Origin of the sequence: Hymenobacter defluvii, assembly GCF_017589435.1 — a bacterium.
In the GTDB taxonomy this organism is placed as follows: Bacteria; Bacteroidota; Bacteroidia; order Cytophagales; family Hymenobacteraceae; genus Hymenobacter; species Hymenobacter profundi.
This window is the reverse complement of the sequence record NZ_JAGETX010000027.1, coordinates 21,407-34,587: the sequence shown is the minus strand read 5'-3', so window position 1 is coordinate 34,587 and position 13,181 is coordinate 21,407. Positions and strand designations below refer to the sequence as shown.

Annotated in this window: 14 protein-coding genes; 5 read left to right on the top strand and 9 right to left on the bottom strand. The window is 56.3% G+C overall.

The genetic code is table 11. The annotated features are described in order from the left end of the window. Window positions 1-219: 219 nt before the first annotated feature. Entirely contained in the window at window positions 220-642 is a 423-nt protein-coding gene (locus J4D97_RS21445; RefSeq protein ID WP_208309370.1) for a hypothetical protein, read from the bottom strand. Between the two features lie 470 nt (window positions 643-1,112). Between J4D97_RS21445 and J4D97_RS21440 the strand changes: the two genes are divergently transcribed. Further along, window positions 1,113-1,511, top strand: coding sequence for a hypothetical protein (locus tag J4D97_RS21440; RefSeq protein ID WP_208309369.1), 399 nt, complete (start codon window positions 1,113-1,115; stop codon window positions 1,509-1,511). A 323-nt stretch (window positions 1,512-1,834) separates the two neighbouring features. On the opposite strand, the gene J4D97_RS21435 is transcribed toward J4D97_RS21440, so the two are convergent. Beyond that, window positions 1,835-2,068 carry a hypothetical protein gene (locus J4D97_RS21435; RefSeq protein ID WP_208309368.1) on the bottom strand — a complete coding sequence of 78 codons (234 nt, stop codon included), beginning with the start codon at window positions 2,066-2,068 and terminating at the stop codon, window positions 1,835-1,837. A 212-nt stretch (window positions 2,069-2,280) separates the two neighbouring features. Then, window positions 2,281-2,736 carry a macro domain-containing protein gene (locus tag J4D97_RS21430; protein ID WP_208309367.1) on the bottom strand — a complete coding sequence of 152 codons (456 nt, stop codon included), beginning with the start codon at window positions 2,734-2,736 and terminating at the stop codon, window positions 2,281-2,283. 273 nt (window positions 2,737-3,009) lie between these two features. Here J4D97_RS21430 and J4D97_RS21425 point away from each other — a divergent pair, with 273 nt between their 5' ends. Then, window positions 3,010-3,684 (top strand): recombinase family protein, encoded by a 675-nt coding sequence (locus J4D97_RS21425; protein ID WP_208309366.1) that lies wholly within the window; start codon window positions 3,010-3,012, stop codon window positions 3,682-3,684. Window positions 3,685-3,707: 23 nt separating this feature from the next. Further along, window positions 3,708-4,298: a Fic/DOC family protein gene (locus J4D97_RS21420; protein WP_208309365.1), complete on the top strand. Its 591-nt coding sequence runs from the start codon at window positions 3,708-3,710 to the stop codon at window positions 4,296-4,298. Here J4D97_RS21420 and J4D97_RS21415 read toward each other — a convergent pair. Continuing rightward, the gene (locus tag J4D97_RS21415; protein WP_208309364.1) at window positions 4,270-4,452 is read right to left on the bottom strand and encodes a hypothetical protein; all 183 of its coding nucleotides are present in this window, start codon (window positions 4,450-4,452) and stop codon (window positions 4,270-4,272) included. The two genes, J4D97_RS21420 and J4D97_RS21415, sit on opposite strands and share 29 nt — an antisense overlap. Before the next feature lie 178 nt (window positions 4,453-4,630). Here J4D97_RS21415 and J4D97_RS21410 point away from each other — a divergent pair, with 178 nt between their 5' ends. Further along, window positions 4,631-5,593 carry an alpha/beta hydrolase gene (locus J4D97_RS21410; protein ID WP_208309363.1) on the top strand — a complete coding sequence of 321 codons (963 nt, stop codon included), beginning with the start codon at window positions 4,631-4,633 and terminating at the stop codon, window positions 5,591-5,593. 397 nt (window positions 5,594-5,990) lie between these two features. Here the strand turns inward: J4D97_RS21410 and J4D97_RS21405 are convergent, their stop codons facing one another. Beyond that, window positions 5,991-6,203 carry a hypothetical protein gene (locus J4D97_RS21405; protein WP_208309362.1) on the bottom strand — a complete coding sequence of 71 codons (213 nt, stop codon included), beginning with the start codon at window positions 6,201-6,203 and terminating at the stop codon, window positions 5,991-5,993. 264 nt (window positions 6,204-6,467) lie between these two features. Between J4D97_RS21405 and J4D97_RS21400 the strand changes: the two genes are divergently transcribed. After that, window positions 6,468-6,887, top strand: coding sequence for a hypothetical protein (locus J4D97_RS21400; protein WP_208309361.1), 420 nt, complete (start codon window positions 6,468-6,470; stop codon window positions 6,885-6,887). Window positions 6,888-7,068: 181 nt separating this feature from the next. Here the strand turns inward: J4D97_RS21400 and J4D97_RS21395 are convergent, their stop codons facing one another. Genes J4D97_RS21395 through J4D97_RS21380 form a run of 4 tightly spaced genes read right to left on the bottom strand, consistent with a single transcriptional unit; the run spans window position 7,069 to window position 13,160 of the window. Then, a complete protein-coding gene (locus tag J4D97_RS21395) occupies window positions 7,069-10,956 on the bottom strand; it encodes a hypothetical protein (RefSeq protein ID WP_208309360.1) in 3,888 nt (1,295 codons plus the stop codon). A gap of 20 nt (window positions 10,957-10,976) precedes the next feature. After that, window positions 10,977-11,246, bottom strand: coding sequence for a hypothetical protein (locus J4D97_RS21390; protein WP_208309359.1), 270 nt, complete (start codon window positions 11,244-11,246; stop codon window positions 10,977-10,979). A gap of 43 nt (window positions 11,247-11,289) precedes the next feature. After that, window positions 11,290-12,645, bottom strand: coding sequence for a PBSX family phage terminase large subunit (locus J4D97_RS21385; protein ID WP_208309358.1), 1,356 nt, complete (start codon window positions 12,643-12,645; stop codon window positions 11,290-11,292). Continuing rightward, window positions 12,642-13,160, bottom strand: coding sequence for a hypothetical protein (locus J4D97_RS21380; RefSeq protein WP_208309357.1), 519 nt, complete (start codon window positions 13,158-13,160; stop codon window positions 12,642-12,644). Before J4D97_RS21380 ends, J4D97_RS21385 begins: the two co-directional genes overlap by 4 nt. Window positions 13,161-13,181: the final 21 nt, after the last annotated feature.

The window sequence follows — 13,181 nt, the reverse complement described above, 5'->3', positions numbered from 1 at the left end:
CGCTGGAAAGCACTTTGGTCGACATAGGCACTGGAAGGTAAGACTTGCCACTGTCTGTTTTCACTAGACCACCTCAACTACCCCTAAAATCCTGTTTGCCTAGGTCCGGGAAAATGCTCGGTTTCGCGTTTGCGAAACTAATATCCTTTTCGAGTTTCGTAAACTCCCCTAGTCCTGCAATAGCTTATTAGTACCTAGTGCTGGCCAGCGGCTAGGCGTTCACCGAGAGGAGGGAATGACTTTCACCACCTTTTGCTGCTCGCGGGCGGTAGTGTATACACTACGGGAAGTGCTGTTCTGTAAGACCAAGCTATCGTTGCTCAAGTACGCGATGTGGTACTTCTGGCCATTAAAAAATAGCGAATCGTTCCGTTGGGCGAAGCGGTGAGGATAGATGTAATCTCCGCCGAGCTTGCCGATGTCCACCACTTCGCGCTCCGTGGCGTTAGCGTAGTGATAGGCCGAATCCTTTGTAAAGCGGAAGCTGTAGCGCGCATGGCCGTTGACAAACAGTGACGTCGGGCCTGCTGGGTCTGTCGCCACGAGGTCCCAGTAGATGCCGATCACCGACGGCCCGTGCGCCTGGGGCTGACAGGCAAACACCAGTACGCCAAGTAACAGGCCGCGATGGAAGAGAGACACGCTAACACTGGAATTTATAATGCTGGGTACCATGGTGTGCGGGACCGGCCTAGTCATTTAGCAACCCAAACAAAGGTGCAGTAAGTACAGTGATGAACATGCGGAGTGAAGGTTCAGCAAAACGGTGATTTAAGTAGCAGCTGCCTTCTAGATAGGGTCTGATAACCTTGCCTTATCGATCCTTATTTGGGCATCATAGTGAAATAATTGGAGTGGCTGTTGCAGACCTCTCAGTGGTGGATCAGGTACCCCCTACAACGCTTTCGTACCGCCCGCTGCTACTATTTACTAATGAAGCAATGCAACCCTGGCGCGGCCACGGTGCTCTACTATTGAAGTAGGCCTAGCCCTTCCTTTTCTCACTGGACCACGATTCGCTGGGCTGCTGCCAGAGTCTCGCCAGTGGGTAGGATCCACAGGGTGGGGTAGACGACCAACCCCACCCCTTATTCTTCTTAACTATCCTGCTTATGCATACACGTATTCCACTTCATCACCTCGCGGGCTTCGGCCTGCTGCTCTTCCTCGGGCTTAGCGGCTGCACGGCCGAGGAGACCGTTGACCCTGCTACAGCCGGGTGCAGCGAACTCGTCACGGTGCGCTTCTGCCCGAGCTATGGCGATAGCCCCACTTGCGTGGCCGATCACACGACGCTGCAAGTAACAAACAGCTACCCAGGGCTGCCGGCTGACTACCATGTGTCGCCGACGGGCGCGAAGTGGCGAGCCTATCAGGCACAGCAAGTGAATGGGCAGGTGCTGCGGGTAGGTTTCGAACTCGGTCCCGAGTTACCGCCCAATGTGGATGGCCTCCGAACGGCTAACATCACCTGCTTGGAAGTACCCAAGAAGGCATCGTTAGGCGATTAGGAGGATGGGGACACCTTCTCCCACGTGGACCTGCATGGGAGCCTGCGCTAACCTTCTCCCACTGGCCTTTTAATAGATTCATCAGCCTAGTGTTTTTTAGTGCTGATGAAACCCATAACTTCTAACCTATTCCCTGGAAAAAGTTGCTTAACGTAAGATTAGTGGCTGTTGCAAAACTCCGACTATAGTTCACGACGATTATAATCGAGCCTTCACCTGTTGAAAACAGAGGCGCTAAGCCGCCCTTTTTAAGCTCTCATAGCCGCCAGATCTGCTGGTTGAATCCACTGCAGAGACTTTTGCAACAGCCACTAAAGGTTATGTTAATCAGCAGGCTCGACCAGCCTACATAAAGTACCAATTGCTTGAAAATGAGCAAGTACTTCCGCTGCTTCTTCTGCCGTTTCCACGGGTAGAATAAACGATTGCTTCGCTAACACGGTGTTTGTATAGCCAAACGCTTGTTTAAGGCTTGCGTGAAAGTAGCGTTGAAACAACTTGGTGGAGCTTACTTTGCGATAGCCTACTTGCCAGCCGTAAAAGAGAATTTGAGGCATCACGATCAGGCGTGTAGGATTGCTTTTCAGAAAGCTACTAAAAGTAGATGAAAGCTAGAAATACGCTTGGTTATTAGCTTGTGCGAATTCTGGGAAAAGCTGATTAACATAACATTGCTTCTCGGACTCGTCTTGAAATAAGTGCGGTTTTGCTACCATTGCTCTTACTCTTCATTTTTAGTACTCTACCATTACAGCCAGCTAACTACAGCCTACTTCTCCCACTGCACAAAGATGTGCTCTTCGCCTGCGAGTTCTTCTTCGATAATGGCAGAGATAATAGACCACTCCCCGCCCGCTAATCCCGCTCCGATGGCCGGGTAGCCAATTCGTTTACCCGTGTACTGCTGTTTGACTAGCTGGAATACTTGCCGAATGGCTGCATAGTCAGCATGCGGGCCTGCGCCTCGCCACTGGTATTGGGTGTAGGCATTGAGAATAACCAAGTCTTTATTGTTGACCTTCACCTGAGCAGTCGAGTATGTGCCTAGCTTCGCTTTGTCACCTGCTGTCGTGGCTACATCCGCCTGGTAAGCCGCAGGGAATACCTGTTTGATTGTTTTGGCAATCCCTGCGCCCATTGTGCAGAAGCAGTTACAGCCGTGCAGAATAACGTCGAACTCTCCCGCTCTCGCCTTCTGAATCAAATCGCCTTTTTCCGTTTGCATACTACCAGTAGATGAATGTCGAACAGCGTATATATTTTACAAAGGAAGTAAACCCCACTCATCCTGAAATATGAAGGGACAAATGACTTCATCCCTTAACATTCATAACCTTTATTGAACAGTGAATTGTAAAAGGTTATACAGCCCAGTCCTCGTCCAAAGGACCCTTCAGAAGGTATCTCGACTATCCTATAACGTTTAGTAAACGCACGTTTACTAAACGTTATACGCCCTACCTTGCGGGCTGTTTCCTCCCTATTGCCCCTCACTCGCATGTCGGCGTCCGCTATTCAGTACGTTCCTTACTACCGCGTCTCTACCCTCAAGCAAGGCCAGTCCGGCCTGGGCCTGGAAGCCCAGCAAGCCGCCGTGCACGCCTTCGTCACGGAGCATAGTCAGCTGCTACCCGCGTACGTGGAAGTCGAGAGCGGCAAGAAGAACCAACGCCCCCAGCTACTCGCCGCCATCGCCGAGGCCCGCCGGGTAGGGGCCACGCTGCTCATCGCCAAGCTTGACCGGCTCTCCCGTAACGCGGGCTTCATCTTCGCCCTGCGGGATAGTGGGGTGGAGTTTCAGTGCTGCGACATGCCTGACGCGAATACCTTAACCGTCGGGCTGTTTGCCGTGCTGGCCCAGCACGAGCGCGAGACCATCAGCAAACGCACCAAGGAGGCGCTAGCGGCCAAGAAAGCCCGCGGCGCCGTACTCGGCACGCCGGCCAATCTGACCAAGGCGGTGATTGAACACAGTCGGGCGATCCGCACGCAGAACGCGCAGCAGCACCAGGCCAACCGGCAGGCGGCGCGGCTGGCCTCGCTGCTCTCCGCGCAAGGACACACCTTGCAGCAGATCGCCCAGGAGCTCAACGAAGCCGGCTATCGTACCCGCCGGGGGAAGCTGTTTTTTCCCATGTCCGTGCAGCGCCTGCTCAGACGGGCCAGTGCGTAAAATCGAGCCGCTATCTTTACTGAATGGGACACTACACCGATGCACCCGAAGACAACCTACTCGGGCTGACCAGTAAAGAAGCCCTCAACGAACAGGAAGCCCTCGGCATCACCCGCGTAGAGCGCTACTTACTGGAAGAATTAGAGTATCCGGTGACTGTGTCAGTACATCTGCTACAAGATCTGCACCGTCGGGCGTTTGGACACCTGTATGAATGGGCGGGAAAATGGCGCACGAGCATTCCAAACGTCGGGGCGTATGTACCGCCGGACGCGCACCGGGTACCGTTGCTACTCTACGAATTTATGGACGAATTGCAGCACCGACGCCAGCAACTGCCGGCAGTTCCTACCCAGGAGCAGGTCGCGCAGGTCTTGGCGTACGCGCATCACCGGCTGGTGGCCATTCATCCCTTTACCAATGGCAATGGACGCACGGCCCGCCTGTTTACGAATATGCTAGCCTATGACTACGGCTACCAGGACGTAATACTGTACCAGCGCGAAGCAGGGCAGAGCCGAACCCAGTACTTGGACGCCATCCGACAAGCAGACGCCTATCAGTGGGAGCCCCTGCAAGAACTAATTAGCGCACAGTTGCGGCCGCTGGCGTAAGGGGCGTGGTTTGCGTTTGCTCGTAGAGGGCTTCCAAGCGCTCCAAAGGGACCGTCTGATTCTCCAGCGCCATGGACGCGTACACCGAGCGCACCACCATCGCTTTGATGAGGGCCGGATTTTGTAGCTGCTGGTAACGGTCGCGTAGTTTCATAACCAAGAGTAGAAGAACTCGTCTTATTACTACGAAGATAAGCAGAAAGTTCAGGTACTTCGCCGCCCGTGTACGTACTACCACCAGACAAGTCAGGCCACTGCGCGCTTTTTTAGTAAGAAAGTACAGCTCGTATCTTCCCGCTCTGCTTACTTTCCTTGGTCTCTACACCAACCCTGTGCGTTTTCTCTTTTTCTTGCTCGTGACGCTTTACGGGGGCTGGTTCCCGCTTCCCATACAGGCGCAAGCCGTTCGCAACCAGACGCCACGCGTAACGAAACATCATCTGTTGGCAGGATCCAGCAAGCGTGTATTCTACCAACTACCCGCCGCAACGTCTGAGCCCCACGGGCTGCTAGTATTACTACCGGGTAGAGGAGAGAAGGCCCGCACCGTCTTCCAAGCAACTCATTTGCCTGGCAAAGCCGCGCAACGTGGTTTTCTGGTCGTTGTCGTCGATTTGCACGAGCAAGTCTACTTAGGCTCGCTGGAAACGCGCGTTCTAGACGAGGTAATTCGTACCGTCGTGCAGCAGCACCCCACGCTGGCCCAGCGCCTCATGTTAGGGGGCTTTTCCGCTGGTGGGCAATTGGCGTTTGCCTACGCCGAAACCCTGCTGCGCGACAGCACGCAGCGCCCGTGGCGCGTGCGGGCCCTGCTCGGCGTAGATCCCCCACTGGACTTAGCCCGGCACTGGCAACGAGCGCAACGCCACGTCGAGCAGCGGGACTGCCCGGCCCTGCTGCCGGGAGACCAACGCATTGTGGCGGAACTCACCCAAACGTTTGGGGGCACCCCGAGGCAGGTTCCGGCCGTGTACCACGCCCGCTCGGCCTACACCCGCAGCGATTCGACGGGCGGCAACGCCTCCTACCTGCGCGCGCTACCCGTGCGCTTGTACTGCGAGCCTGACCTAGCTTTCTGGCAGCAGCGCTACTGCGCCGCGCTGCAAGCCTCGGATTTCAACGCCCCGGATGCCAAGTCTTTGATCCTGCGCCTACAGAAGCTCGGCAACCGGCAGGCGCAGTATATTCAGACCACGGGCAAAGGCTACGTAGGCAAGCACCGCATGCCCCACGCCTGGAGCATTGTGGAAGCCAGCGAATGCGCGGCGTGGCTGGAGCAGGCCATTACCCAGTAGTAAGCTATAAGGAGGTTCCACTAGCAACGAAGTAGGTATTGACGTGTGCGTACAGCTCAACTGTAGATTCGGTCTTTGGTTGCACAACGCCGGCAGGTCAATACACATCGTACATAGCCACGCTACCACCGGCGTAATTCATCCCAAAGCATGGAAAACATTCCTAGTAGCAGCCAGAAGTAGAATACTATATATGCCCAGCCGGACAGCGGACGGTAGCGCGTCATCATAAGATAACGACGCAGCAATAGGTAATAGTGCATAACCTTTCAGTAGCAACCACTCGGCCAAGTAGTAGGGCGTTTGTGTCGCAGTAAGCGGGCTATAGAAGAATCATGTGCTCCCGCTTCTCGTACGGCCGAGGCACTGCGACTTCTTCTTGATAGGGTGGAAGCGTTCAGTACTTTCGGTCTTCTCGTACGATCAGCACGTCCGCCATTGTGCGGTCGGGTAGCTTATAGCGCAGCAACCCTTGTGTGGCGCGCAATAAATTCTGGTAGGCTTCGTCTGCCGTCGTGCCTTGGGAGTTGATACCCGTAATTTCTAGAATACGGCCCAGATAACCGGTTTGCTCGCGTATAATCTCGGCGGTTAAGGGTACACGTTGCATGCAGGAAGGAGTAAAGGATAGTTGTATTATGACAAAGTGTGTTTGAATAATACAAATTATCACAAGTAGTAATTGAGAATAAAGTAGTTATCAATATGTGTACCAACATTGAAAGCAGCATCGCTTCCCAAGCATCAGGGTACACAACCCGTAGCCTATCCCCGATAGCGTGCGGCGCACGGACATGCGCAGGGCAACAGCGTACACTGCGAGGCGGGGGAATACTCTTCCTTTCTGTTAGTTTTGAGCCCTGACTTGTTGCGTATGCCACACTCCATCCAACCCGTGTACTTTGAGAATGCAGTAGGACGCATCACGGAACATGCGACCGGCTACGCGCTAGTGCGCTACCATGCCGCCAAGCGGGAGCCTGCCGAACTGCGGGCCCTGCTCACCCACCTGGGCAACTTGCTGCTGCGGCGCAACTGGCAGTGCATCTTAGCGGATATGCGGACCATGGAGCCGCTTTCCACCCCGGAGAAGATCCTCCTGATGGAAGAATGGTACGGGGGCCACATCCCGCGGCCCGAGCGCCTGTGCACGGCCTATGTGCTGGCAGATAATGCGTTGACACGTTTAGCCATCTACGAACTCCAACAGGAAGCGCGCAAGCACCATCGCTCCGACGCGTTCACAAGCTTGGAAGAAGCGCACGCTTACTTGCTTACCTGTACGCAGCCGTAACTATTGCCCGGGCGTACGCCCCTAACGCAAACGCCCCCACGGGAAGTGAAGGCGTTCGAGGATTGTTGCAAGAAAGAAAGGTCGTAGTATTCTGCTAAGACGAAAACCGGCGGAAAAGGTTACCAAGCTAGGTAAAACGGTCACACTCACTTGCTCGGCAGGCTGTAGCAGAGTCTGCGTCTTATTCTCTGTGCGTGAACGTTGTGAGATTGTGTTGATAATTTTTTACCACCGTTGTGCTGTTGGGTAGCTCCACGCGAACCGTTTCTTTTGGCATAAACTTGAGCTGCTGGATTGCCTCATCCAGTTTGCGGTTGGTTTGCTCCAGCTTCTCTTCCAATACTTTGTTGCTCATGTTATAGTGGAGCTGCACCTGCGCCGCCCGTTGTTGCAACAACCGCGTCGGTAGTTCTGGATCAAGCTGCACCTTGCTTTTGATTTGCAGCAAGGTTGGATCCTGCCAGCTCAGGGTATGCAACTCGTCTTTATGCAAGGCTTCCAGAAAGTTGCGGTGTTGTTTCGTGTGCCGATTATCGATTACGAACTCCTGGCCGTGCACCGGGCCACGCTCCTCGTAAATACTAGCCCCACCCGTGTAGCCCCCTTTAAAGAAACCTTTGTCGGATTTGTTAATCGCCTGCAGCGCCGACGACTTCGCTGCAATAAAGCTGGCAATGAGCACGAGGCCGGCCGCAATCCCCAAACCGGGGCCAATGATGGGGATGGTCGCAAAGCCTTTGTACGTATCGCTGACGGCCGTAATGAGGCTGCTCGCTTGGGTAGCGGTATCTAGCGCCAATTGCAGACGTTGTGCTTGCTTGCGGTCCTGTAAAGCCTTGCGGCGTTCCTCTTTTTCTTCTTTAAGCTGTTCGCGTAATAACGCTACGGAACTGGCACTACCGGTTTTATTGAGCGCAATCTCTTGATTCAGCGCAGTTTGCGTTTCGTTGATTTGCTGCGTTCTGGCATCTACCGCGGTTTGGGCAGCCTCTACCTGGGTTTGCACCAAGGAACGCACTTGCGCAATGGCAAACCCAGTGAAAGACTCCAACGCTTTTTCAAATTTGTCCCGATCTTCCGGTTTGATGCCTAGCAACGCAGCTAAATCAAACGGTTTGGTTTTGCTGAGCTCGGCAATCGTGTTTTTCAACTCCTGTACCACCCGCTTCGTGGTATCTGTGCTCTCAGCTGCATCGACCTTCTCCGCTAGGGCCAAGCGCTTTTTGGCAAATTCCAGCTTCACGTCCAACAGGCCCTGCTGCCGTACCCGCTCCGCTTTCACCGGGTCTGTAAATTCGAGTGCGGCACTTTCCACGACGGCGTTGGCCAGCGCTTCCTGGGCATCCAACTGCTGACCGGCTTGGGTGTTGAGCAATTCCTGTCGATCACGGTCGTACTGCTCCTGGAGTCCTTGTAAGATGAGAACATTGCCTCTATACTTCTCTTGTTCGGCTTGAAAGCGCCGCTCCAACGCTTCCAACTCCTTCGCATCACTATCCCGCCGCAGATCGAACAGCTTGTCTTGCTCGGCTTGTTCAATGGCACGCAAACGGGCAAAGTTTTTCCGCACGGCCTCATTGCGTAACGTATCAAGTCCTCCCCGCTCAGCGGTGTTCAGTACAACGGGCTGTTGGGCTTCCCGCTTCGCCTTGAGCAGCTCCTGCTCCACGCGATCGACTGCTTGCAGGTCCTTTCGCAGCACGGCATCCGAGTAGACGCGTTGGGCGCTCCCATCATCTTGCAGGCCATTGATGCGGGCATTGTCGGCAGCATCCAATAATGCCTGCTCTTGCCGCCGCAGGGCTTCCAAGGCTGCCTGCAAGTCTTTCAGCGCTTTCGCGTTGGCCTTGTCCACCTTGCCATAGAGCCGGTCCAGTTCTTTCTCGGCGATTTTTAGCTGTTCGTTCAGCCCCCCTTTGCCCAGCAAGTAGTCCTTCCCGTTGCCCTGGCTTTCCTGCGCAGCACTGAGCTGCCGCTCCCGAAGAGAATCGATGAGTTTCTTCTGCTTTTCAATCAAGCCCAGGGTATTGGCTTCGGCAGCGCCGCTTTGCAGTCGAACCTGGTACTGTTCCTTCAGCGCCCGCAAGTTGGCTTGGTTACCCGCTACTTCGTCTTTCAGGCGCTGGCGTTCAGCGTAGAAGGCGTCATCCCCGCCTTGGTAGTTCTCACGGTTGACGTTACCCTGGATAGTGCGTGTGTTGAAGAACCCCAACCGCTTATTGGCAGCTTCCAGCCGGCTGTTCAGTCGCAAGGCCTCCTCCTCATAGATCTTGCCAACGGCGGCCGTTACGTCACTGCCCGAGCGTTTTGCTTCCTGGATAGCGCGCGTAAACTGTCCGGCATACACCTTAGCGTACGTATCAGCCGTTGTGGCGGCTCGCTCGGCCGCGAGGCGCTCCTCGGACTTGAACACATCAGTAATTCCCTTGGTCAAACGCCGGGCATCCGACAGGAACTTGTTGAATGCGGGGGTACCCTTCTCTCCAATGACAACGAACAGCTCGTTGAAGTCTGCTTTCAACCCCGCAATAGCGCCGCCGGTTTTCTCTGCTTGCGCCGCCGTCGCTCCTTGAATGCCATTCAGATTACCCAACCCGAATAAGTAGGCGCTGATGGCTTGGTCGGTTTTCTCTACCTCCGTGGTAATCCCTCGGAAGGTGAAGGCGACTTTATCACCCGAAGCCTTTGCGTTGATACCGAACTCTTTAAGACGCTCGTTCTGCCCGGTCTGCGCGTCGAGCAGCGCTTCCACGAACTGGTCGATGCTTTTGCCCGACGTCGCGGCAATGTCGCTGAGTTGCACGAGTTGCTCCCGCGTGGGCTTGATGCCCCGGTTGATGAGGCGGGCGTAGGTCTCGGCGAGCTTTTCAGCATCGGCGCCGTAGTCCTGCGCGAACGACTGAATGCTGAGCGCTGCTTGTTTGGCTTGCCCAACGTTGCCATTAAACGCGTTGGTGAGACGCGCTTCGAGCTTTTGGGCGTTGATGGAAGCTTCCAGTACCGCGGCCCCGAATTCTTTCGCTTTATCAATGATAAACAGCGCGGCCGCGGCGCGGGCGGCTTTGTTGAAGACGCCTTCCAATAGCCCTGCGGCCCGGCCTAGCACGCTGGTCTTTTCAGCGGCACCGCCTAGGGCCCCACCCGTCTGCTGGGCAGCCTTTGCCGCTTCCTTGGCGGCTTGGGCCGCTTGTTTTTCCGCCGCTGCCGTTTGCTTGGCTTCCAGCGTTAAGGCTTTCTGGGCTTCTTTCTCCCGCTCGATGGCTTTCGTACCCGCCTCGATATCCGCCTTTAGGGCCCGTTGCGCCGTCCGGTTGGCGTTGATTTCCAGTTGTAGGTCATTCTTGGCCACACCAGGGGCTGTGGCATCCCGCTGGGCCTTCAGGTCTTTCTCCGCCGCTTGCAGCTGTTTGAGCTGCGCCACGTCTTCGGTGCGGGATTGACGCGCCTGCTTTTCGCGGTCAATGGACTCAGCTAAGGCCGTTGCCGTTTGACTGACAGCCTGCCCGAGGGCTTGATACTGCGTGGCGGCACTATCCGCTTGCTGCGTCTGCTGCTGCAAGGCATCCGTCGTGGCCTGTACCGCGTCGCGGGCTTGTTGCTGGGTGGCAGCTAGTTCATCGACATTCCCTACACCAGTACTAGTTGGGGTGCTGGACGGGGCTACTAGGGGCGGAATCGCGGCGACGGCTTTTGCGGCTACTCCCTGCGCCGCCAGTGCCTGGGTAAGCCGCTGGATTTCCTCGCGGATGCGCTTCAAGTCTTCCAGGCGCCGGGCATTGGCTATGGCATCGGGCTTGTTGCGCTGGATGGCGAGTTCGCGCTCCGCCTGCTCTTGCGCCTTGAGTTGGGCCGTGAGGTCTTTGAGCAGTTGCTGCGCGGCGCGCAACTGTTCGTTGTGCTCGAGTAGCCTAGTTCTATTCGCCAGCTGGGCCTCGGCCGCGGCTTGAAACGCGCCCTTGCCCGCGTCGGCCGTCTTCTGCAACTCGTCGCTCAGCTTGCGGGCGGCGATAGCGGCTTGGTTTAACTCTCTGATCGGACCAGTAAGGTCCAGGCTGATTTCTGCTGCCATAAGCGTGTGTCGTGTAAAGGCTAGGCGTCCTGCTCGTCTTGCACCTGGTTGATCTGGTGGCCCAGCACGTAGCAGCGGAAGTCATCAGCTGCCTGGGTGATGTGTCGCGGGAGCAATTCATCCACCAGGGGTCCCGCTATTTCCGCCGCGCAGCCGTTGGCGCGGGCGTAGAGGTCCGTTACCAGGACCGTCAGTAGATTGATATGGCCTTGTTGCTGGATGGCCAGCGCGCACAGGGCGGTTAGTTTTTCGGCATCGGTTCCTTCGACGGGAAAGCGGACGGTCGGCATAGCAGAAGAGAAAACAGGAGTAAGAGGTTGTTGACAGTAGAGGTTAGGCGGGCAGGCCGCGGCGCAGAAAGGCTTGTAGATAGGTAGGAAAGAGCGTGGCTAGCAGGTAGTCAAAACTGTCCGAGCAATGGCCCCTGACTTCGTAGGACAGGCCTTTTTGCTTGTCGAGCTTGCGCTCCTTGAGCTTACCGTCCAGCCCGAGCTGGGTCAGTTCCAGGTCGGTAATCGTCTCTAGGCACTCCTCGTCGAGCCAGAGTTCGAGGTCGGGGTAGTAGCCCCCAAACAGGGCGTTTACCCAGTCGCGCCGGCGCAGCACGTTCGGGTTCTGCTTGAGCCAGCGGTCCGACCCGCCGTTGCTGCAGGGCAGTAGCTCGCTCTCGATGTCTTTCTTGAGGGTTTGATTGCCTTCGCCGGGTTTTCTGTTTTGCATGCTCGCGTCCCCGGTGTAGAACACGTCGGACGAGGACCAGTGGGCCTGCCAGTCCCGCAGGAACATGCGGGCCGTGGGCCGCACCCCGGAGTTGGGCGCGGGAATCGTGTACTCCCGGAACACGCGCACCCGCAGCCGGCCCTGGGGTAAGTGTTCGAGCTGCGCGCACAGCATGGCGCAGTAGGGGTGGGCATTGGCATCCCAGCTCTGAAAGATGGGTAGTCCCGGCAGGTAGGGGGTAGGCCGCACGAACTTGCTGCGCTGGAAATTGGTATAGAACTCATTGCCGGTTTCCAGCCGACCCCACTCGTTGAGCACGTAGATGCGGTGGTAGTTCGGATTGACCGCTGCAAGCGAGAACAGGGTTTGCTGGTCTTCCTCAGGCAGAAAGTAGTTGTCCTGAAACGTCGTGAGTAAGGTCGTCGCCCGCGGGTCGGGGGTGTCGAAGAAGCGCTTTTTGAGCCAGTGCCCTTCGTCCACGGGGTTGAAGGTGATGATAAACTGCTTGTAGTAGTTGGCCTTCCCCCGCAGACGAATATCGAGCTGGGTGAAGTCTTCCAACTCCAGCTCCGTGGCTTCTTCGATCCAGATGGAGGTGATGCGGGTGATGGACTTGAGCTTCTCGGGGTCGTCCACGCCGGCGAACAGAATTTCCGAATTCGTGGTAGCGCACTTGATGCTCAGCGGCGAGGTGGTGTAGGTGATGTCGTCCATCATCTCCCAGCTGCGCAGCACGTCCAAGAGCTGCTCGTACACGGATTGGCGGAGCGTGTCTTTGACTTTGCGCACGACTAGCAGACGGTGGTTGGTTTCCCCCGTCAGGCGCATGGCCAGCTTCTGGGCGGCAAACACGGACTTACCCGAACCCCCTCCCCCCCGTAGCACCAGGTAGCGACTTTGGTTCTCCAGCAGCGGCAGGTACGCGTCGTTCAGGTACCGGGGTGGGGCGCAGGCTTCGACGACACTCATACGGTAGGCTCCTCATCCGCCTCTTCGGGCTCATCCGCTGGTGGGCGCTGGCTGGCGGGCAAAATCTGGAAGACTCGCGGGCCACTACTGATCTTCTCGCCCCCGCTGGTGACGTCTACTTTATCGCCGTACTTTTTGGGCAGCCGTTTGCTGAGCAGCCACTTGCGGGCATCAATGCGCATTCTGGAGCGATTGGTTACCTCCCGGTTCTCCACGTTGTAGGTCGCGTCGCCTTTCGTGATGGTCATGTAATCATTAGTCCCGTCGTCAGCGATTTCCAGCAGCTCTTCGGCCAGCAGCTCGTCCCCGATCTCGCGCGCGAGCGTGTATTGGTCTCGAAAGCTTGCGTTGTCTCTGGCCCAGCGGAGAATCGTCCCCTTGGCAGGCATGCCGGGCTGCTCACAGATCCAGCGGAGGGTTTTCCCATCCACCAGGTATGCACACAGCGTTTCCGCTAAAGCCAGCGAATACGTGGAGGGGCGGCCAGTCGGAGTAGAAGAATTGGGAGTATCCATAGAGCGGGTGGAAAGACGAGG